This window comes from Caulobacter sp. D5, from assembly GCF_003185805.1.
In the GTDB taxonomy this organism is placed as follows: Bacteria; Pseudomonadota; Alphaproteobacteria; order Caulobacterales; family Caulobacteraceae; genus Caulobacter.
On sequence record NZ_QHJY01000112.1, the window covers coordinates 21,167 to 40,663 of the forward strand.

Annotated in this window: 23 protein-coding genes; 13 read left to right on the forward strand and 10 right to left on the reverse strand. The window is 67.8% G+C overall.

The genetic code is table 11. The features are described from left to right. Positions 1-226 precede the first annotated feature (226 nt). The 5 genes from DMC18_RS08425 to DMC18_RS08445 are packed head-to-tail and all read right to left on the reverse strand — an operon-like array spanning position 227 to position 4,815. Complete coding sequence (locus DMC18_RS08425; protein WP_110132854.1) at positions 227-1,132, reverse strand: flagellin; 906 nt, start codon at positions 1,130-1,132, stop codon at positions 227-229. Between the two features lie 2 nt (positions 1,133-1,134). After that, positions 1,135-2,862 (reverse strand): flagellar hook-associated protein FlgK, encoded by a 1,728-nt coding sequence (gene flgK / locus DMC18_RS08430; RefSeq protein ID WP_110121037.1) that lies wholly within the window; start codon positions 2,860-2,862, stop codon positions 1,135-1,137. Between the two features lie 4 nt (positions 2,863-2,866). Next, positions 2,867-3,193: a hypothetical protein gene (locus DMC18_RS08435; protein ID WP_110121036.1), complete on the reverse strand. Its 327-nt coding sequence runs from the start codon at positions 3,191-3,193 to the stop codon at positions 2,867-2,869. A 5-nt stretch (positions 3,194-3,198) separates the two neighbouring features. Continuing rightward, positions 3,199-4,476 (reverse strand): flagellar hook protein FlgE, encoded by a 1,278-nt coding sequence (gene flgE / locus DMC18_RS08440; RefSeq protein ID WP_110132855.1) that lies wholly within the window; start codon positions 4,474-4,476, stop codon positions 3,199-3,201. Positions 4,477-4,488: 12 nt separating this feature from the next. Beyond that, on the reverse strand, positions 4,489-4,815 hold the full coding sequence (locus DMC18_RS08445) for a flagellar hook capping FlgD N-terminal domain-containing protein (RefSeq protein WP_110121034.1): 327 nt from the start codon (positions 4,813-4,815) through the stop codon (positions 4,489-4,491). A gap of 323 nt (positions 4,816-5,138) precedes the next feature. On the opposite strand from DMC18_RS08445, the gene DMC18_RS08450 reads away from it, so the two are divergent. The 7 genes from DMC18_RS08450 to DMC18_RS08480 all read left to right on the forward strand — a co-directional run bounded on the left by DMC18_RS08450 (position 5,139) and on the right by DMC18_RS08480 (position 10,562). Next, on the forward strand, positions 5,139-5,978 hold the full coding sequence (locus tag DMC18_RS08450; protein ID WP_110121033.1) for a flagellin: 840 nt from the start codon (positions 5,139-5,141) through the stop codon (positions 5,976-5,978). A gap of 97 nt (positions 5,979-6,075) precedes the next feature. Beyond that, on the forward strand, positions 6,076-7,764 hold the full coding sequence (gene fliD, locus DMC18_RS08455) for a flagellar filament capping protein FliD (RefSeq protein ID WP_110121032.1): 1,689 nt from the start codon (positions 6,076-6,078) through the stop codon (positions 7,762-7,764). Next, complete coding sequence (locus tag DMC18_RS08460) at positions 7,751-8,122, forward strand: flagellar protein FliS (RefSeq protein WP_110121031.1); 372 nt, start codon at positions 7,751-7,753, stop codon at positions 8,120-8,122. The genes fliD and DMC18_RS08460 overlap by 14 nt, the downstream gene beginning before the upstream one ends. Before the next feature lie 116 nt (positions 8,123-8,238). Then, on the forward strand, positions 8,239-8,907 hold the full coding sequence (locus DMC18_RS08465) for an RNA polymerase sigma factor (RefSeq protein ID WP_110121030.1): 669 nt from the start codon (positions 8,239-8,241) through the stop codon (positions 8,905-8,907). Next, a complete protein-coding gene (locus DMC18_RS08470; protein WP_110121029.1) occupies positions 8,855-9,070 on the forward strand; it encodes a hypothetical protein in 216 nt (71 codons plus the stop codon). Before DMC18_RS08465 ends, DMC18_RS08470 begins: the two co-directional genes overlap by 53 nt. An 84-nt stretch (positions 9,071-9,154) precedes the next feature. Further along, the gene (locus DMC18_RS08475; protein ID WP_233245309.1) at positions 9,155-9,592 is read left to right on the forward strand and encodes a lysozyme inhibitor LprI family protein; all 438 of its coding nucleotides are present in this window, start codon (positions 9,155-9,157) and stop codon (positions 9,590-9,592) included. A 331-nt stretch (positions 9,593-9,923) separates the two neighbouring features. Continuing rightward, on the forward strand, positions 9,924-10,562 hold the full coding sequence (locus DMC18_RS08480) for a helix-turn-helix domain-containing protein (protein WP_110121028.1): 639 nt from the start codon (positions 9,924-9,926) through the stop codon (positions 10,560-10,562). 78 nt (positions 10,563-10,640) lie between these two features. Here DMC18_RS08480 and bfr read toward each other — a convergent pair whose 3' ends face one another. Next, entirely contained in the window at positions 10,641-11,123 is a 483-nt protein-coding gene (gene bfr / locus DMC18_RS08485; protein ID WP_058349593.1) for a bacterioferritin, read from the reverse strand. A gap of 152 nt (positions 11,124-11,275) precedes the next feature. Beyond that, positions 11,276-11,461 carry a bacterioferritin-associated ferredoxin gene (locus tag DMC18_RS08490; protein WP_110121027.1) on the reverse strand — a complete coding sequence of 62 codons (186 nt, stop codon included), beginning with the start codon at positions 11,459-11,461 and terminating at the stop codon, positions 11,276-11,278. Positions 11,462-11,709: 248 nt separating this feature from the next. Between DMC18_RS08490 and thiE the strand changes: the two genes are divergently transcribed. Beyond that, positions 11,710-12,357 (forward strand): thiamine phosphate synthase, encoded by a 648-nt coding sequence (gene thiE / locus DMC18_RS08495; RefSeq protein WP_110121026.1) that lies wholly within the window; start codon positions 11,710-11,712, stop codon positions 12,355-12,357. Between the two features lie 83 nt (positions 12,358-12,440). Then, entirely contained in the window at positions 12,441-12,854 is a 414-nt protein-coding gene (locus DMC18_RS08500) for a hypothetical protein (RefSeq protein ID WP_110121025.1), read from the forward strand. 175 nt (positions 12,855-13,029) lie between these two features. Here DMC18_RS08500 and DMC18_RS08505 read toward each other — a convergent pair whose 3' ends face one another. Beyond that, positions 13,030-13,887, reverse strand: a complete 858-nt coding sequence (locus tag DMC18_RS08505) for a sigma-70 family RNA polymerase sigma factor (RefSeq protein WP_110121024.1) — start codon at positions 13,885-13,887, stop codon at positions 13,030-13,032. A 156-nt stretch (positions 13,888-14,043) separates the two neighbouring features. After that, the gene (locus DMC18_RS08510) at positions 14,044-14,370 is read right to left on the reverse strand and encodes a hypothetical protein (RefSeq protein WP_110132856.1); all 327 of its coding nucleotides are present in this window, start codon (positions 14,368-14,370) and stop codon (positions 14,044-14,046) included. Between the two features lie 260 nt (positions 14,371-14,630). On the opposite strand from DMC18_RS08510, the gene DMC18_RS08515 reads away from it, so the two are divergent. The 3 genes from DMC18_RS08515 to DMC18_RS08525 all read left to right on the forward strand — a co-directional run bounded on the left by DMC18_RS08515 (position 14,631) and on the right by DMC18_RS08525 (position 17,080). Next, positions 14,631-15,428, forward strand: coding sequence for an inositol monophosphatase family protein (locus tag DMC18_RS08515; protein ID WP_199228554.1), 798 nt, complete (start codon positions 14,631-14,633; stop codon positions 15,426-15,428). Between the two features lie 128 nt (positions 15,429-15,556). Continuing rightward, entirely contained in the window at positions 15,557-16,639 is a 1,083-nt protein-coding gene (locus tag DMC18_RS08520) for a glycerophosphodiester phosphodiesterase (protein ID WP_110121021.1), read from the forward strand. 105 nt (positions 16,640-16,744) lie between these two features. Next, positions 16,745-17,080 carry a hypothetical protein gene (locus DMC18_RS08525; protein WP_110121020.1) on the forward strand — a complete coding sequence of 112 codons (336 nt, stop codon included), beginning with the start codon at positions 16,745-16,747 and terminating at the stop codon, positions 17,078-17,080. On the opposite strand, the gene DMC18_RS08530 is transcribed toward DMC18_RS08525, so the two are convergent. Continuing rightward, positions 17,077-18,930, reverse strand: coding sequence for an ABC transporter transmembrane domain-containing protein (locus DMC18_RS08530; RefSeq protein ID WP_199228553.1), 1,854 nt, complete (start codon positions 18,928-18,930; stop codon positions 17,077-17,079). The genes DMC18_RS08525 and DMC18_RS08530 overlap by 4 nt on opposite strands. Before the next feature lie 115 nt (positions 18,931-19,045). On the opposite strand from DMC18_RS08530, the gene rpmE reads away from it, so the two are divergent. Continuing rightward, positions 19,046-19,273, forward strand: coding sequence for a 50S ribosomal protein L31 (gene rpmE, locus DMC18_RS08535; RefSeq protein ID WP_110121023.1), 228 nt, complete (start codon positions 19,046-19,048; stop codon positions 19,271-19,273). Positions 19,274-19,497: the final 224 nt, after the last annotated feature.

Here is a 19,497-nt window from a genome sequence, read left to right on the forward strand (position 1 = left end):
CTGACCGGACGATTGTGCCGCCGTATGTCCGGTTCTTGCGGGATTGCAAATTTGGTCGCCGCAAGTGGGGCGACGCATCGCGACCCTCCCCCTGAAGGGGGAGGTGGCCCGGAGGGCCGGAGGGGGAAGATCCTGATGACCCGAAGCCGTCGCCGCCGCAGGCAGTCACTTCCCCCTCAGTCGCTTCGCGACAGCTCCCCCTCCAGGGGGAGCATCCTTCTGAATTCTACAGATACTTGCTCAGGCTCAGCGACGAGAGGGTGCTGATCATCGAGTACATGGCTTCCAGCTGGGTCTCGTACTGGGTGGCCAGGACGGCGGTCTCGGCGAGGTCGGCGTCCTTGAGGTTGGACGACAGGGTGTCGATGCTGTCGATCTTGGCCTCGTTGCGCGAGGTCAGGTCCGAGAGGGTGGAGGCCTGCAGCGAGACCTGCTCCTGCAGCGAACCGACGCCGGTCACCGCGTCGCTGACCATGTCGTAGGCGCTGGAGATCACCGTGGTGTCGCTGGGCGAGGCGATGACCATCTTCAGCGCGCGGGCCAGCTCCTCGAAGGCCGAGGAGTCGGCGGTGACCGACAGGTTGATGCTCTGGCCGTCGGTGGTGGTGAAGGTGCGGCCGGCGCTGGAGCCCTGGTAGTAGTTGGTGTCGGCGACGCTGGTGTCGGCCGGCGGGTCGTAGTCGGTGTCGCTGTAGTCGACGGCGGCGGCGTCGCCGGCCGTGCCCGAGAACAGGTAGACCCCGGCCGAGTTGCTGTTGAGCAGGGCCTGCAGGTCGTTCAGCCAGCTGGTGGCGTACTGGACGGTGGTGTCGGCGTCGGTGGTCGTGCTCGACATCATCGAGGCCAGCTGGCTCTTGATGGTGGTGGCCAGGTCGGCGATGTCGCCCAGGGCCGAGTAGGACGCGTTGACATAGGCCGTCGCGGTGCTGGCCGCGCTGTTCTCGGCCGTCAGGGCCGCGCTCTGGCTGGACAGGCGCAGCAGGCTGCCGGTGTCCTTGCCCAGGCCCCCATAGGTGGTCGACTTCAGGCCCGAGGCGGTCTGGGCCTGCTGGTCGGCCAGCTTGGCCTGCACCTTCAGGCTGGCCGTCAGCATGGTGTTGGAGTGGTTGAAGGTGGCGATGCGGCTGATCATGGTCAGCTCACCATGCTGATCAGGGCTTCGAACAGCTCCTTGGCCATCGAGACGAGCTGGGCGGTGGCCTCGTACTGCGACTGGTAGGTCGTCAGCAGGGCCAGCTCCTCGTCGACATTGACGGCGGTGGTGTTCTGCAGCCGGCTGGTGGCCGCCTCGTAGGTGGCCTGGGCGGTCTCGGAGTTGGAGGAGGCGTCGGAGACCAGGGTCGCCGCGCCGGCGACGAAGCTGGCGGTGTAGGACGACAGGGTGACGGTCTTGGCCGGCTGGTCGCCGGCCGCCGCGAAGGTCAGGGTCCCCGACAGCATCGAGGTCAGGGCGTCGACGGTGGTGCTGTCGGAGGTCGACAGGGCGCGGTCGCCGGCCGACAGCGTGGTCGAGGTGTCGAGCGCGCCGGTGGCCAGCAGGCTGTAGTCGTTCGCCAGCTTCGACGAGATCGAGATGTCGGCGGCGGTCGAGCCCGAGAACAGGTCGTTGAAGCCGAAATAGTCGGAGACGCCTTGCGCGTCGTCGCCGACCGAGGCGCCGATGTCGCCCATGGCCACGCCGTTGGCGCTGTCGTCGGCGGTGATGGTCAGCTTGCCGTCCGTGCCGATGCTGGCCGACAGGCCGTCGATGGCGTCGAGGGCGTTCACCAGATCATCGACGCTGGAATAGGACGACAGGTCCAGGTCCTCGGTCGAGATCGTGGTCCCGCTGGAATCGACCACGGCCACCCGCAGCGTGCCGCTGGCCGAGAAGCCGTCGCTGCCCGACACCGTGCCCGCGCTGGTCAGGGTGGTGGGCGCGGGCACGGCCGAGCCGGCGTTGGTGATGGCGTTGACCTGCGAGATCAGGGTCGACGCCATGGCGTCCAGCTCGGCCTGCTCGTCGACCAGGGTCTCGTCGCGCAGGGTGATCAGCGCGCCCAGCTGGCCGGAATCGACGCTCTCGGTGATGTCCTTGCCGTTCAGCGTGATCCCCGAGATCGTGTCGGGATAGACGCTGGTCGCGCCGAGGGCGCTGGAGGCGGTGTAGCTGAGCTTGGCGGCGGTGGTGCCCAGGAGCTGGTCGCCGCCGATGGTGTAGACCACCAGCTTGTTGTCCGACGTCGTGTAGCTGCTGATGCCGATCAGGCCCGACAGGGTGGTCAGGGCCGAGTCGCGCTGATCCTGCAGGCTGGTGACGTCGCCGCCCTGGGCGGTAACCGACGAGATCTGGTCGTTCAGCGAGGCCAGGGTCGACAGGGTCGAGTTGATGGTGTCGACCGTCGTGGAGATGTCGGTGTTGGCCTGGGTGCGCAGGTCCTGGATCGAGGCCGACAGGCCGCCGATGCTGGCCGCCAGCGACGAGGCGGCCGAGACCACCGAGGCCTTGGCCGTGTCGCTGTCGGCGCTGGCCGACAACGAGGTCAGGGCGCTGGTGAAGGTGTCGAGCAGGCTGGAGAGGTCGCTGCCGGCGTCCACCGAGCCGAGGGCGGCGTCGTAGGACTGCATGTAGCTGTCGATCGTCGAGGCGTAGCCCGCGCCGGCCGCCGTCTTGACCACGGTCTTGGCCAGATAGGTGTCGGCGGCCCGCTGGATCGTGGTCGTCGAGGCCGAGTTCAGCGCCGTCGTCGCGGTCGAGCTGACGCTCTTGCGCGTGTAGGTCAGGTCGTCCGCGTTGGCCACGTTGGCGTTGGCCACCGCGATCTGCATCTGCGTGCTGGACAGCGCGGACGAGGCGGAGCTGATGATCGACGACAGCGACATGGCGCTAGTCCTTGCGGCGGCGGTGGTCGCGCAGGGCCCGGACGCTGCCGCGATAGCCGGCGGTGGCGCTCAGGCCGCGGGTGACGGCCTGGATGCGTTCGCGGCTCTCGGCCATGTCGGTCTCGAGCGCGGCGACGCGGGTTTCCAGCACAGTCTGCACGTCGTGCAGGTTCGACAGCATCAGCAGGCGCTGGTCGTCCGACAGGGCCGACAGGCCCTCGGCGATGCTCCGCGCCAGGGCCCGCGCCTCCTCGACCGAGGAGACCACCGGCGTGTCGCGGTCCCGGCGCGCCTTCTGGGCGCGGGTATGCAGGCGTTCGATGGTGCCCATGGCGCTCACCGCACCGCCTGGATCAGGGTGTCGAACATGTCGCTGGTGGCGCTGACGACCTGCGAAGCGGCCGAATAGGCCTGCTGGGCGATGATCATCTTGTTGAACTCGGTGGCGGTGTCGGTGGTCGAGCCTTCGAGGGCGCTGGCCACCAGGCTGCCGGCGCTGCCTTCGCCCGGAAGGTTCAGGTGCACCTGGCCGGCGGCCGAGTTCTCATCATACACCGTGCCCGAGACGTGGGTCAGGCCGTTGGGGTTGCTGAAGGTGGCGACCGGGATCTGGTAGATCGCCAGGCTGACCCCGTTGTCGAAGTTGGCCGTGACTAGGCCGCTCTCGTCGATGGTGATGCCCGACAGCTCGCCGTAGTTGGCGCCGTCCTGCTCGAAGGTCGGGCTCAGCGACAGCGTCGAGGAGGTCGAGGCGAACTGGGTCAGGCCGTCGGTGCCGCCGGTGTCGCCCAGGTCCAGCGTAATGGCGCTGTCGGCGGCGCCGGTGGAAAAGCCGGTGATCGACAGGTCGACGGGCGACGGGTCGGTCGAGGCCAGGCTGCCGTCGGAATTGAAGGTGACGGTCACCGAGCTGGGGCTGATCGTGCCCGAGGTGGTCGAGCTGTCCGACGTCAGGGTCGGATCCGACAGGCTCAGCGTCCAGGTGTTGTCGCCGGTCTTGGTCCAGGTCTGGCCGACGGTGTGGCTGACGCCCAGGGAGTCGATGACCTCCATGCTGGTGTCGTAGCTGTCGCCGGTGACCGTATCGGCCGGCAGGTTGGCGGCCATGGTCACCGTCGAGGTGGCCTTGGCCGTGCCGCTGATCGAGTCGAGGTTGATCGCCGACAGGCTGGTCAGGTCGCTGGTGTTGGACGTCAGGATGTTGCCATCCGAGTCCGTCGCGTAGCCCATCAGGTAATAGCCTTCGCTATTGACCAGATAGCCGTCGGAATCCGTCGAGAAGCTGCCGTTGCGGCTGTAGACGAGCGCGCTGCCGGTGTCGCCCGGATCGGCCGCGACCACGAAATAGCCCGAGCCGTCGATGGCGACGTTGGTCGAGACGCTGGTCGACGAGATCGTGCCGGTGACGTTCAGCGCCTGGCTGGTCTTGGCCGCCACCGAGCTGGTCGAGGTGTTGGAGTTCATCGCGCCGCTGACCAGCGACTGGAACGAGACCTCGGAGGTCTTGTAGGCCGTGGTCGAGGCGTTGGCGATGTTCTCCGAGATCGCGGACAGGGCCACGCTCTGGGCGGTCAGGCCGGAGACGGCCGTGGAGAGGGCGGAGGAAAGGCTCATCTCGGCTCGCCCTTATTCGCTTTGCGAGGCCAGCAGCTGGACCTGGGTCAGCAGCGACGAGAGGTTGTCCGACATGCTGGTGGTCGTGTCGGACAGGGTCGACATGGTGTCCGACAGCGAGGTCAGGGTGTCGTTGGTGCTGATCTGCTGCTCCAGCGAGGCGTAGCTCGCCAGCTGGCTGGTGAACTCGGTCGGATCGGTCGGATCCAGCGGGTTCTGGTTGGTCAGCTGGGTCATCAGCAGCGACAGGAAGTCGGTCGTGCCGAGCTGCAGCGTGCTCGACGCGCTGGACGTGCTCGCGGTGCTGGTCGTGCTCGTCGTCGAAGAGACGGTGGTCATGGAGAGATCTCCGGTGAAATCGGTCCGACGCCCTGGGCGCCGATCGATGGGTTCAACGGAGGCTCCGCCGCGGATGGGGCGGTTTATTTTTCGCGGACCGTTTTCGGCCTCGCGGAAGAGGGGGCTACGCGCGCGTTCCTCATACGGGGCGACGCGGTCCGGACGGCCCGGCGGGAAGGACCCGCAAAAAGCGAAAAGAAAAACCGCCCCATCCTTCGGGGACGTCCCGTTCAACCCGTCGAAGCCAGGCCGTCAGAACGGCGGACAGCTTCCCGGCCGGACTCTCCCCCGGACGGACTCCAGACAGAGAACCGGACTAGAACATGCCAGTTATCTCCACCAACACGGCCGCCAACACCGCCCTGCGCTATCTGAACAACAACTCGACGGCGCAGAGCGAGTCCCTGGCGAAGCTGTCGAGCGGCTCGCGGATCGTCAGCGCGAAGGACGACGCCTCCGGCCTCGCCATCGCGACCTCCATGAACGCCGACGTGACCGTGCTGAACCAAGCCGCCACCAACGTGACCAGCGGCACCTCGGTGCTGAACACCGCGGACGGCGCGCTGTCGAACATCGCCGACATCCTGCAGCGTATGAAGTCCCTGACGGCCCAGGCCCAGTCGGGGAGCTCGAGCTCTGACGACATCAGCTACATCGACGCTGAATATCAACAGCTGCTCGAGGAAGTGGACGACATCACCACGTCGACCACCTTCAACGGCATCACGCTGCTGGATGGCACGAGCGACTACTACTCCGCCGACGGCGTTACGGGCGGCGTCGACTTCCTGGTCGGCACCTCGTCGAGCGACGTGATCACCGTGAAGCTGGGCGATGCGGACACCACCGCTCTGTCGCTCAACAGCACCTCGATCACCTCGACCTCGGCGTCGGGCCTGATGGACAAGATCGACGACGCGATCACCGACATCTCGAAAATGCGAGCCGACGTGGGCGCCACCCTGTCGCGTTTCGAATTCCGGGGCGACGTGATCTCGACCTCGCTCGAAAACCTGGAGTCGGCCGCGTCGGCCATCACCGACGTGGACATCGCCAGCGAGCAGACCAACTTCACCAACGCTCAGACCCTGACCAGCGCAGCGATTTCGGCCCTCAGCCAGGCCAACTCGATGAGCCAGTCGCTTCTGAAGTTGCTGCAGTAGTCGGCTCATGCCGTGACGGCGCGGGCCAGCCCGCGTCGTCCTGCAGACTGGGCGGGAGGATTCTCTGGATCCTCCCGCCGACTTTCCGGACATCGCCATGACGACGACCAGCACCGTCTCGACCTCGGGGTCGACGACCTACCTGACCGGCACGATCTCGGGGCTCGACACCGACTCGCTGATCGAGGCCGCCGTCGCGCAGAAGACCGCGCGAGCCGACACCATCGACGCCAAGGTCACGACCAACGAGACCAAGATCGCCTCCTATCAGGAGCTGCAGACGCTGCTGCAGGCGGTCTCGGACTCCATGGAGTCGCTGGCCTCGACGACCTACAGCTCGGTCTCGACCACCACCAACGCCTTCGACGAGAAGAGCGCCTACCTCACCGCCTCGGACGGCACCGACGCGACGGACGTGCTCGCGGTCAGCGCCGACGCCGACGCGGTCGCGGCCTCCTACTCGATCACCGTCACCCAGCTGGCCAAGGCCATGAAAGTCGCCTCGACCGCCCAGACGGCCGACACGGTCCTGGGCCTGGACGGGGTGTTCTCGTTGAACACCACCGACGGCACGGCCGCCGAGATCACCGTCACCTCGGACATGACGGTCGAGGACCTGGCCGACGCCATCAACAACGCCAGCGGCGACACCGGCGTCGTCGCCACCCTGATCGCCAGCTCGACCGGCACGCGCCTGGTGCTGTCGACCAGCGACACCAACCAGGAAATCACTCTCTCGACCGTCTCGGGCGACGACATCGGCCAGAGCGTCGGCCTGACCGACAGCGCGGGCGACTTCTCCAACGTGCTGCAGGAAGCCCAGCCGGCCATCGTCACCATCGACGGCGTCGAGATCGAGAGCGACAGCAACGAGCTGACCGACACCATTCCGGGCCTGTCGATCTCGCTGCTGCAGGCCACCTCGGGCCAGACCATCACCCTCGACATCGAGGCCAATTACGACGACATCAAGACGGCGATCACCGACTTCATCACCGCCTACAACGCGTTGCGGTCGTTCGTCGTCACCAACCAGACGGTCGGTTCGGACGGCACGGTCTCGGACGACGCGGTGCTGTTCGCCGACAGCATCCTGCGCGACGTCAACCGCCGCCTGAGCGACATGCTGGGCGGGACCGCCGGCTCGGACGACGAGCTGACCGACCTGTCGGCCCTGGGCGTCACCATCAACGCCGACAACCAGCTGGAGCTGACCGACGAGACGACGCTCGACAACCTGCTGCTGACCGACCTGTCGAGCGTGGCCAAGTTCTTCGAGACCGGCTTCTCCAGCAGCAACAGCAATCTGAAGCTGCTGAAGAACGACACCACCGTCTCGTTCGACTTCGACATGCAGGTCAACGTCACCGACGGGGCGATCTCCAGCGTGTCGGTGAACGGCGACTCCAGTCTGTTCACGATCTCCGGCAACCGGATCATCGGCGCGACCGGCTCGATCTACGAGGGCCTGTCCTTCGCCCTGGCCTCGCCGACCTCCGGCACGATCTCGGTCGAGATCAACCAGGGCTTCGCGAACATGATCACGAGCCTGATCGACGACTACGCCAACACCTCCAGCGGCGTGATCCAGCAACGGATCGAAAGCCTGGAGACGGTCAACGAAGACCTCACCGACCAGTCCGACCAGATCCGCGACGACGCGGAGACGTACCGGACCAAGCTGATCTCGAAATACTCGGCGATGGAGACCGAACTCTACGCCGCCCAGATCCTCCAGCAGCAGATCGCAGCCATCTTGGGAGCCGACAGCAGTGACGACGACTAACCAGGCGCTCAGCGCCTACGCGGCTTCCAGCCGCCTCACCGCCAACCCGCGCGACGTGCTGGCTTCCGTGCACGAGGAGCTCTACCGCGCGATCGCCTCGGCAAAATTCGCCCACGAGCAGGGGCGGCTGGATCAAATGTGCCGACACGCCATGCGCGCCACCCAGATCCTGACCGCCCTGTCGACGACGCTGGATTTTTCGGCGGCCGGCAAGGACGGCGCGACGTTGCGAAAGTTCTACCAATACGTGCTCGACGGCCTGCTTCGCGCCAGTCGCAGCAAAGATGTGTCCAGTGTGTATCAAATCGTACTGGACTTGTTGCGCCCGTTTTGCAAAGAACTTCGTTCTGAAAAATAGCAATGTACCGATAGTATCGGAAATGTATCGATCAAATACAGTAATGTAGTTATTCGATATATGGCACGCTGTTTGCCTGTTCCATTGCGATACAGCGATGGAGGCGAGTAATCGCCATGGCGAATTCAGCGACGATTGCGACGACGGGCGAGTTTGGTCTGTCTGACGTGCGCTCTGACGAGGAGCTGTTCCTGGCTTGCCGCGACGGCGACCAGACGGCTTTTCGGGTTCTGGTCGACCGGCACCTGCGGATGGTGCGGCGACTGGCGCTCAACGTTCTGGGCGACGTTCAGGAGGCCGAGGACGCGGCCCAGGAGGCATTTATTGCCGCCTGGCGCGCTCGCGAGCGCTGGACGCCGGACGCCCGGTTCTCGACCTGGCTGCACCGCATCGCCGTCAACAAGGCCATCGATCGTCGCCGGGTCCGCAAGGCGGTTCCGGAATCCCAGGAGGTCATCACCCGCCTGGCCGACGCCGAAGTTCAGGCGCCGGCCCAGGCCGACGCCCTCGCCAATCTCGAACGCACGGAGACCGCCAAGACGCTTCAGAAAGCCCTCGACAAGCTTCCCGACACCCAGCGCCAGGCGCTGACCATGTTCTATTTCGAAGAGCTCGACGTCGGTAGAATCGCCGACGCCATGGACTGTTCGGAACAGGCGGTGCGCTCGCTCCTGAAACGGGGCCGGCAAACCCTCAAGACTCGACTCCAGAAACAGAAGAAGATCTGTGGCTATGGACCTGAAACTATTCGAAGCCCGGCTGAAGGCGCTGGGTCCCGCGCTTGACCGCTGGCCGCCCGACGAGGCTGAGGCGGCGATCGCGCTGATGTCGGCCTCGGAAGAGGCCCAGGACCTGTTTGCGACCATGACCGCCGAGGATCTCGGGGTGTTCGACGACCCCGGCGGCGACCTGTCGGCCCTGGCCGATCGCATCGGCAAGGCGCTGTAGGGGAGGGCGGCCGCGTCCGCGCGCCTTGAAGCCGTCGTGATCGGCGGCGCATGCTGGGCGTCCTGCAACGCAAGGACGCGCCACATGCTCTTTCGACGCTCGATCCCCGCCGTGCTGCTGCTGGCCCTGGCGGCCGCGACGCCGGCCCTGGCGCAGCCGTCTGCCCGGGCGATGGGGATCGATCCCGAGAAGGAATACTCCCCGGCCTACGACCGCTGCCTGAACAGCGGCGACGCCCTGAAGGGCGTGACGGTCGCCATGGCCGGCTGCACCAACGTCGAGCTCCAGAAGCAGGACGCCCGCCTCAACCGCGCCTACAAGGCGGCCATGGCCAAGCGCTCCAAGCCCCAGCAGGCCAGCCTGCGCACCGCCCAGCGCGCCTGGATCAAGCGCCGCGACGCCGAGTGCCAGGAAGACCTGACCGGCGGCACCATCGACATGCTCAACATCGGCGGCTGCCACCTGAGCATGACCACCGTGCGGGCCGTGGAGCTGGAGCGGATGGTCAAGGCGCGGCGCTAGGGGCCGGGCTCCCGATATATTGAAGATGCCTTCCTGGGCCTTGCGCCCAGGATCATGCTGGCGGCAGGCCATGACTTTGTCGTCTTGCGGAGCCGAAGGTCCGAGGGCGCACGCCTCACTCCGCGGACGCTGAACGATGGATCCTGGGCGCAAGGCCCGGGAAGGCGGGCTTTTTTGCCTCCCCCACGCCCCGCCGCCGCCCCTCCGAATTTGCGTCTACGCAAAAACCCTTATGCGCGGCCCCCGAATTTACCCCTACGCGGAGAAGGGGGAATGTGCCGGCGTCACGGGGCGGTCTCCCCACCGCCTCCTTCCTCCCCGGGAGCCTCCGATGCTGTCGCCCCTCCGTTTCGAGCCCGCCTCCGCCCAACCGGCCCTGCCGGGCGTCTCCGCCGGCGTCATCCGCTACGCGGCCGGCGAGGAGATCTTCGCCGAGGGCGACGCGGCCGATCAGGTCTATGAACTGGTCGAGGGCACGGTGCGCACCGGCCGGCTGCTGCGCGACGGCCGCCGCCAGATCGACGCCTTCCACTTCGCCGGCGAGGCCTTCGGCTTCGAGGCCGGCGACATCCACCGCACCACGGCCGAGGCCGTCGGCGACGTCGCCGTCCGCATCGTCCGCCGCCGGGCGCTCAGCGACCTGGCCGCCCGCGACGGCGACGTGGCCCGCAAGCTCTACCAGGTGACCATCGCCGGCCTGCAGCGCAGCCAGGACCACGTGCTGATGCTGGGCCGCCGCAGCGCCTGCGAGCGGGTGGCGGGCCTGCTGCTGCTGCTGGCCGACCGCAAGGGCGAGGCCGCCTTCGATCTGCCGATGAGCCGCCAGGACATGGCCGACTATCTGGGCCTGACCATCGAGACGGTGTCGCGCACCCTGACGGCGTTCCTGCAGGAAGGCCTGATCGCCCTGCCCACCGTGCGCCACGTCGAGCTGCTCGACCGCGACGCCCTGGAAGCGCTCTGTGAATAGGCTTGGGCGAATAGCAGAACGGCCTCCCCGCGGATGCTGGGAGGCCGTTCGACAGTCTTCGAAGTCTCGTGAGGCGGATCAGGCCGCCGGCAGTTCGCCCATGGCGCTCTGCAGGTAGTTCTGCTCGCCGAGCGACTTGATCAGCGACAGCTGGGTTTCGAGGTAGTCGATGTGCTCCTCGGTGTCGTTGAGGATCTCGCGCAGCAGTTCGCGGCTGATGTAGTCGCGGGCCTGCTCGCACTGCACAATGCCGGGCACCAGCAGTTCGCGGTTGAACAGCTCGATCGACAGGTCGGCGGCCAGGCATTCCGGCACGGTCTCGCCGATCTTCAGCTTGTGCAGGTCCTGCAGGTTGGGCAGGCCCTCGAGGAAGAGGATGCGGTTGATCAGCTTGTCGGCGTGCTTCATTTCGCCGATCGACTCTTGATAGACGATCTGGCCGAGGCGCTTGAAGCCCCAGTTGTCGTGCATGCGGGCATGCAGGAAGTACTGGTTGACGGCCGTCAGCTCGTTGGTGAGCACAGCGTTGAGGACGCGGATAACGCCGGGATCGCCTTGCATGGCGGCCTCCTAAGGTTCGAGTTCGCCCGCACCCTTAAGCTGCTTTTCAAGCGCTTCAACAGTAATGTCTGCAAGTGTTTCGCAGCCTCACAGAAAAGCGTGAGAGTGCTTCGCGGTTACTGGAAATCGGCGACTTTGCGTCGCAAGACGCCTTATTCGGCGGCGAAAGCCAGAGCTTCGCGGGATTCCTGGATCATCTGGCGCATCTCGCACACGCACTTGGCGCATTGGGCCTGGCAGCCCTTGTGGCGGAAGATGTCGGCCGGACGAGTCGCGCCCGCGTCGATCGCGGCGCGGACTTCACGCTGGCGGATGCCGTTACAATTGCAGACGTACAAGGAAAGAACGCCCTACCGAATGATTGTCATTCTCATCTAACAGTTTTCCACCGGTTTGCAACTGACTCTCAGTCGAGTTCGCAGCGGCGCGTCGTCACGGGCGAGCCCTTCGACAGGCTCAGGATGAGGATCAGGGGCGGGCGATTTGAAAACCTCATCCTGAGCTTGTCGAAGGACGAGGTTTTCACGCACCGGCGCCAATCGCCCCCAAAGTCGCGTTTCGGGCCAAATCGGCGTAAAGGCGGCGCATGACGCTCGACTGCCGCCTTTATCTCATCACCCCGCCGTCCCTGCCGGACCTGGCCGCCTTCGGCCGCCAGCTGGCCCGCGCCCTGGAGGGCGGCGACGTGGCGGCCCTGCAGATCCGCCTCAAGGACGTGTCCGACGACGTCGTGGCCGCCGCCGTCGCGGCCCTGGCGCCGATCGCCCGCGCCCGCGACGTGGCGGTGATCCTCAACGACCGTCCCGACCTCGCCGCCCGCCTCGACTGCGACGGCGTGCATGTGGGGCAGGGCGATACGCCCTACGCGAGCGCCCGCAAGCTGATGGGCAAGGACCGCATGGTCGGCGTCACCTGCCACGACAGCCGGCACCTGGCCATGGAGGCCGCCGAGGCCGGAGCCGACTACGTGGCCTTCGGGGCCTTCTTCCCGACCACCACCAAGGACGCCCCGATCGTCGCCGAGCCCGACATCCTGTCGATCTGGCAGGAGACGATGGAGGTCCCGTGCGTGGCCATCGGCGGCATCACCGCCGCCAACGCCGCGCCGCTGGCGAGCGCCGGCGCCGACTTCCTGGCCGTCTCGGGCGGGGTCTGGGCCCATCCGGAAGGCCCGGACGCGGCCGTGGCGGCGCTCAACGCGGCCATCGCCGAAGGGCTCGCCGCCCGGGCCTAAGACTGCATAACGGCGTTCTCTTGCCGTGGTTGTACGACAGGCATAGCCTCCTCCCCAGCGAACGATAACGGGGAGGGACCGCCATGAAGAAGCGGCTCGTAGCGTGTTTGCTTAGCGTACCCATGCTCGGCTTGGCGATGCCGGCCCTGGGAGAAAGCTGGAAGCCGGCCCCGGGCGAGGCCAAGACCTATTACGACGCCGATTTCCTGAGGGTGGACGAGAGCTCCGGCCTCGTCGTCCTGCGCATCGCCGAGGGCAAGGGCGCCGGCGGGCCCTACAAGTCGTGGCCGGCCGGCAAGGGCCCGATCATGATCTTCGCCCTCGACTGCGCCGCCGACAAATGGATGGACCTCGGCATGGACTTCGCCGGCGACAAGGGCCTGCCCAAGAACTGGCGCAAGGAAGCCAAGCTCGACGACATCTCCGGCGCCGCGGGCAAGGCCGGCAAGATGGCCTGCGAGACCAGGGACAGCCTGCCCAAGGCGACGCTGCCTTGAAGACCCCTCTCCCCCTGCGGGAGAGGGTGGCCTCGCGGAGCGAGGTCGGGTGAGGGGTCTCTCAGAACTTCAAAGCTGCATGCGGCTGTGAGGCCGGGCGGAGCGTCTCGATTTTGAGAGACCCCTCATCCGTCATCCTTCGGATGACACCTTCTCCCGCGAGGGGAGAAGGATTCTACGCCCGCACCCGCGCCAGCTTGTCGGGGTTGCGCATGGTGTAGACGGCGGCGATGCGGCCATCGACGATGTCCAGGCCCATGGTCTGGAACACCACGCCGTCATGGGCCATCACCACCCCCGGCTGGCCGTTGATGCGGGCCAGGCGCGCGGTCGTCCCGTCGGGATGGGGCCACTTGCGGGCGATGCCTTCCAGCAGCCGTACGGCGTTGTCGAGGCCGAACACCGGGTTCATGGTCGCCGAGACCTTGCCGCCGCCGTCGGCGTGCATGACCACGTCCTTGGCCAGCAGGCCGCGCAGGGTCGCCGCGTCGCCGCTGAGGGCGGCCGCGACGAAGGCCTCGGTCAGGCGGCGCTCCTCGTCGGCGCTGGGCTTGTAGCGGGGCTTGCCGGCCTTGACGTGCTCACGGGCCCGGGCGGCCAGCTGGCGCACGGCCGCCTCGGAGCGGTCCAGGGTGGCGGCGATCTCGGAAAAGGGCGTGTCGAACACGTCGTGCAGCAGGAAGGCCGCCCGCTCCAGCGGGGTCAGGCGCTCCAGCGCCAGCAGGAAGGCGACCGTCAGATTCTCGCCCAGGCCGAAGGTCTCGTCGACATCGACCACCGGCTCGGGCAGCCATTCGCCGACATAGAGTTCGCGCCGGGCGCGGGCCGACTTCAGGCGGTCCAGGCAGAGGCGCGAGACCACGCGGTTGAGAAAGCCGGCCGGGTTGCCGATCTCGGCCGTCTCGACCTCGCGCCAGCGCAGCCAGGCGTCCTGCACCACGTCCTCGGCCTCGGCCCGCGAGCCCAGCATGCGATAGGCCAGGCCCGTCATGGCGGGGCGGCGGTCTTCGAAGATCGTGTCGGCGGCGCTCATGGTCGATCCCTCGGTTTGCCCGACAGGGCGAGGCGAAGGCGCCAGACGTGACATGGCCGCGAGCTTTTTTCCCGCGAATTCCGCGCCGGCCTTTTTCTGCCTTTGGCGGCTTACGCCGCCGGGGAGGGATCCCGGCGGCGCGGCGGGGGAGGCCGTCTACTCGGCGGCGCTGGCGGCGGCCGAACGCAGGGCGGCGTAGTCGGCGCGGGCCTGGCCGAGGGTCTCGGTCACGCACGAGGCGTAGTTGGGGTGGCGGCTGCCCTTCAGGGCCGCGCTGCACACCTGGCGGGCGGCGCGGGTCAGCTCTTCGCTGACCACGGTCGAGGACTTGCCGGTCACCGAAATGCGCTGCGAGGCGCCGGCGGCGGCGTGGGTCGCCGCGGTCAGGGGAACCTCGGCGGCGGCGGGTTGGGCCAGGGCCAGCAGGGCGGCCGCGGCGGCGGCGATCAGGGGAAACTTGGTCATGTTGGTCGTGTCGGTCATTGGGGGAGGACTCCTTCTATGCGCGTAGTTTGCGCGTGGCCTGACCCCTCGCTTTGCGCTGGATCAATTGCCGCCTCTAAAATTGACCGATCGGTCCCCTTTTTCAAGCGACGCAGGGTTGACCGCGACAATTCGCCCCGTCTTGCCTTCGCGTGGCCCCGCGTCTAGGTTCCGCGCCCGCTCTTTCCCACTGCCATCGTCCGTCTCCCGCCGCCGCGCGTCCGCGCGTCGGTACAGGGAATTCCATAGGATATCCGCCCGTGCCCACGCCTTCCGCCCTTCTCAACGTGATGATCGACGCCGCGCGCAAGGCCGCCCGGGGTCTGGCCCGCGACTTCGGCGAAGTCTCCGAGCTGCAGGTCTCCAAGAAGGGCGCGGGCGACTTCGTGACCAACGCCGACCTCAAGGCCGAGCAGACCCTGTTCGAGATCCTCAGCAAGGCGCGTCCGGGCTACAGCTTCCTCGGCGAGGAGCGCGGCCTGATCGAGGGCACCGACAAGACCCACACCTGGATCGTCGACCCGCTGGACGGCACCACCAACTTCCTGCACGCCATCCCGCACTTCGCGGTCAACATCGCCCTGCAGCGCGAGGGCGAGGTCGTCGCCGGCGTCACCTATAACCCGATCACCCACGACCTGTTCTGGGTCGAGAAGGGCAAGGGCGCGTTCCTCGGCGCCGAGAAGCGCCTGCGCGTCGCCGCCCGCAAGCACATGGACGAGGCCGTGCTGGCCACCGGCGTGCCGTTCATCGGCAAGCCCGGCCACGGCCAGTTCCTGAAGGAGCTGCACCAGGTCAGCCAGAAGGTCGCCGGCGTGCGCCGCTTCGGCGCGGCCGCGCTCGACCTGGCCTGGGTGGCCGCCGGCCGCTTCGACGCCTTCTGGGAACGCAATCTGAAGCCCTGGGACGTCGCGGCCGGCGTGCTGATGGTCCAGGAATCGGGCGGCAAGGTCAGCACCATCGAAGAGCACGGCGATCCGGTGGAAGGCTCGTCGATCCTGGCCGCCAACCAGGATCTGCACCCCCTGGTGCTGAAGGCCCTGCACGCGGCGGGCTGAGGCTTCGAAGGTTCGATTTGAAGAGGGCTCCGGGACGAGGTTCCGGAGCCCTTTTTCATGGGCAAGGCGCCGCGGAAGCGACGCACGCCCCTCGCCAAACCGTCACATCCGCGCGCTAATCAGCGGCCATGACCCTACTGACCCGCCGCGCCATGACGACCGCCGCCCTCGCCGGCACGATGGGCGCCAGCATGATCCCCGCCATGGTCCGCGCCGGCGTGCGCAAGCCGATCGTCATCGCCCACCGCGGCGCTTCCGGCTATCGGCCCGAGCACACCCTGCTGGCCTACGGCCTGGCCATCGAGCAGGGCTGCGACTTCATCGAGCCCGACCTCGTGGTCACCAAGGACGGCCACCTGGTGGTGCGCCACGAGAACGAGATCGGCGGCACGACCGACGTCGCCTCCCGTTCCGAGTTCGCCGCCCGCAAGGCGACCAAGACCATCGACGGCGAAAGCCTGACGGGCTGGTTCACCGAGGACTTCACCCTGGCCGAGATCAAGACCCTGCGGGCCCGCGAGCGGCTGCCGCAGCTGCGTCCGGCCAGCGCCGCCTATGACGGCAAAGCCCAGGTCCTCACCTTCGACGAGGTCGTCGCCTTCGCCCGCGCCGAGAGCAAGCGCGTCGGCCGCACGATCGGCGTCTATCCGGAGATGAAGCACCCGGCCTATTTCGCCTCGGTCGGCCTGCCGATCGAAGGCCGCATGGTCGAGGCGCTCAAGCGCAACGATCTCAACTCCAAGACCGCCCCGGTGTTCGTGCAGTGCTTCGAGGTCGGGCCGCTGAAGACCCTGCGCCTGAAGACCGCCGCGCGCCTCGTCCTGCTGGTCGCCGGCCAGGGCGGCCCGGCCGACCTGCCGACCGTCAAGTACGCGGACCTCGTCACGCCCGAGGGCCTGAAGGGCGTTGCCGCCTATGCCGACGGCCTGGGTCCGGAAAAGACCATGGTCGTGCCGCAGGACGCGCAAGTCCTGCTGCCGGCCACCTCCCTCGTGAAGGACGCCCACGCGGCGGGCCTGCTGGTGCATCCCTGGACGGTGCGGGCCGAGAACTACTTCCTGCCGGCCACCCTGCGCAAAGGCGACCCGGCCGCCGCCGACTACCTGGCCAAGGCCGGCGATGCGACCGCGGTGCTGAAGGCGCTCTACGCCGCCGGCGTCGACGGGGTGTTCAGCGACTTCCCGGACCTGGCGGCCGCCGCCCGCGGCTGACCCGAGATTGGGCGAGACCGGCGTTTCTGTCGGTCCGCCGCGTCATTCGTCACACGCAGGCGTTGCAAAGGCGGCATGCTGGCCCTTCCAGATCGGGAGGCCCCCATGTCCGAACCGTTCCAGCTTTCCCTCGCCCCGCGCCAGCTGACCCAGACCATCAATCCGTGGTCGTGGAGTTTCGGCGACTTTTCCCTGTTCACGATCAATCTGGGCCAGTCGGGCAAGCCCGAGGTCGAGGCCCGGGTGCTCGACGAGGTCGGCAGCTACGGCCGCCAGATCGGCCGCATCGGCGAGGCGCTGGAGAAGCTGATCGACTGGGCCGAGAAGCAGGACCCCGCCCTGGTCGGCACGCCCGCCTTCGAGGAACTGCGCAAGCAGCTGCTCCACGTGTCTCTGATCAAGGAGCAGGAGACGGCGAAGGCGGAGAAGGCGAGCGCCTAAGCCGCCTCCACCCCGAACTGCAGCCGCGCCAGGCGGGCGTAGAGGCCGCCGCGGGTGACCAGGTCGGCGTGGGCGCCTTCCTCGACCACGCGGCCCTCGTCCATGACCACGATGCGGTCGGCCTGCAGCACGGTGGCCAGGCGGTGGGCGATCACCAGTGTGGTGCGCCCGCTCATGGCCGCGTCGAGGGCCTGCTGCACCAGCCGCTCGTTCTCGGCGTCCAGGGCGCTGGTGGCCTCGTCGAGCAGCAGGATCGGGGCCTGGCGCACCAGAGCGCGGGCGATGGCCAGGCGCTGGCGCTGGCCGCCCGACAGGGTCTTGGCGCGCTCGCCCACCGGCGTGTCGAAGCCCTGGGGCAGGGCGGTGATGAAGCCCGTGGCCTGGGCGGCCTCGGCGGCGGCGCGGGCCTCCTGCTCGGTGGCGTCCTCGCGGCCGAAGCGGATGTTGTCCATGGCCGAACCCGAGAACAGCGGCGAGTCCTGGGCCACCAGGGCCATGGCCGCGCGCACCTCGGCGGGCTCGGCGTCGCGCAGGTCGACGCCGTCCAGGCGCACCGCGCCGCCCTGAGGGTCGTAGAAGCGCAGCAGGAGGCGCAGGACGGTGCTCTTGCCCGCCCCCGAGGGACCGACCAGGGCGACGGTCTCTCCGGGCCTCACGGTCAAGCTGAAGCCGTTGAGCGCCGGCAGGTCGGGGCGGCCGGGATAGGCGAAGGCCACGTTCTCGAAGGCGATCTCGCCGCGCACCGGCGACGGCAGGGTCCTGGGCGCTTCCGGCGGGGCGATGCCGGGGCGGGCGTTCAGCAGGTCGGAGATGCGGTCCATGGCCCCGGAGGCCTTCTGCACGTCGCCCCAGACCTCGCCCAGGGCGCCGACCGAGCCGGCGGCCATCACCGCCAGCATGGCGAACTGGGCGAGCGTGCCCGGCGTCATCTCGCCCGACAGCACCATGCGCGCCCCGAACCACAGCAGCAGGGTCACGCCGCCGAAGGCCAGGGTCATGACCAGCACCGTCATGCCGGCCCGGGCGCGGATGCGGCGCACCGAGGCGTCGTAGGCCGTCTCCACCGCCGAACCGAACCGGCGGCCGGCCTCGCGCTCGCGCACGAAGGCCTGCACGGTGTCCAGCGCGTCCAGGCTCTCGCCGGCGTAGCCCACCGCGTCGGCGAAGCGGTCCTGGGCGGTGACCGACAGCTTGCGCACCTTGCGGCCGACGAAGAACATCGGGGTCAGCACCACCGGCACCATCAGCACGATGAAGCCCGCCAGCTTGGGGCTGACCACGGCCATGTAGCCCAGGCCCCCGATCAGGCTGAGGGTGTTGCGCAGGGCGATCGAGGCCGAGGCCCCGACCAGCTGGTCGATCAGCGAGACGTCGGCGGTCATCCGCGACAGCACCTCGCCGGTGCGGGTCTTGAGGAAATAGGCCGGGTCCAGGGTCAGGACGTGGTCGTAGAGCGAGCGGCGCAGGTCGGCGACGACGCGCTCGCCCAGGCGCGTGACGAAGAAGAAGCGCGAGGCCGTGGCCACGGCCAGCACCAGGGCGACGGCGGCCAGGGTCAGGAAGGTGTGGTTCACCGCCCCTTCGCCGCCCTTGGCGAATCCCTTGTCGATGACGTTCTTGAACGCCCCCGTCAGGCCCAGGGTCGCGCCGGTCGAGAACAGCAGGAAGAACCCGGCGGCCAGGGCGTCGCCGATATGGCGGCGCACGAAGGGCAGCAGATGGGCGAGCGGCCGGATGTCCTTGCGGCGCGGGCGGCGGGCGGCCGATTCCGACAGGCTCTGGGCCAGTTCGGCGCCGGCGCCGGGGCGGCCTTCGACCGAAATCTCGCCGCCGTTAACGTCGCTCATCAACAGGGTCCTTGCCAAAAACGCGCGGGTTCTTTATAGCCGCGCGTCTTCGAGGGCCACCCCGCACGGCGGCGCTCACTCACATTTCACGCCGCCCTCTAGTCGGTTGGACCGCCCGATGAAACAAGACATTCACCCCGACTACCACTTCATCAACGTCACCCTGACCGACGGGACGAGCTACCAAACCCGCTCGACCTACGGCAAGGAAGGCGCGAACCTGGCGCTCGACATCGATCCGCGCACCCACCCGGCGTGGACCGGCGGCAACGCCCAGCTGATGGACCGCGGCGGCCGCGTCTCGCGTTTCAACGCCAAGTTCGCCGGTTTCACCGCGAAGAAGTAAGACCGCAAGGTCTCGCCGTAAGGGCGACGAAAAGCCGGCTCCGCGTTCGCGGGCCGGCTTTTTCTGTATCTGGACCCCAGATCCTCCTCTGGGGGGGCGTTTTCAGCCGCCGCAGCGCCGGCCTTTTTTCCCGTAAAATCCCCGCGAAAGCGGGTTTCGCACCGGATCCCTCTCCCCTTGCGGGAGAGGTTGGCCCTGCGGAGCAGGGTCGGGTGAGGGGTCTC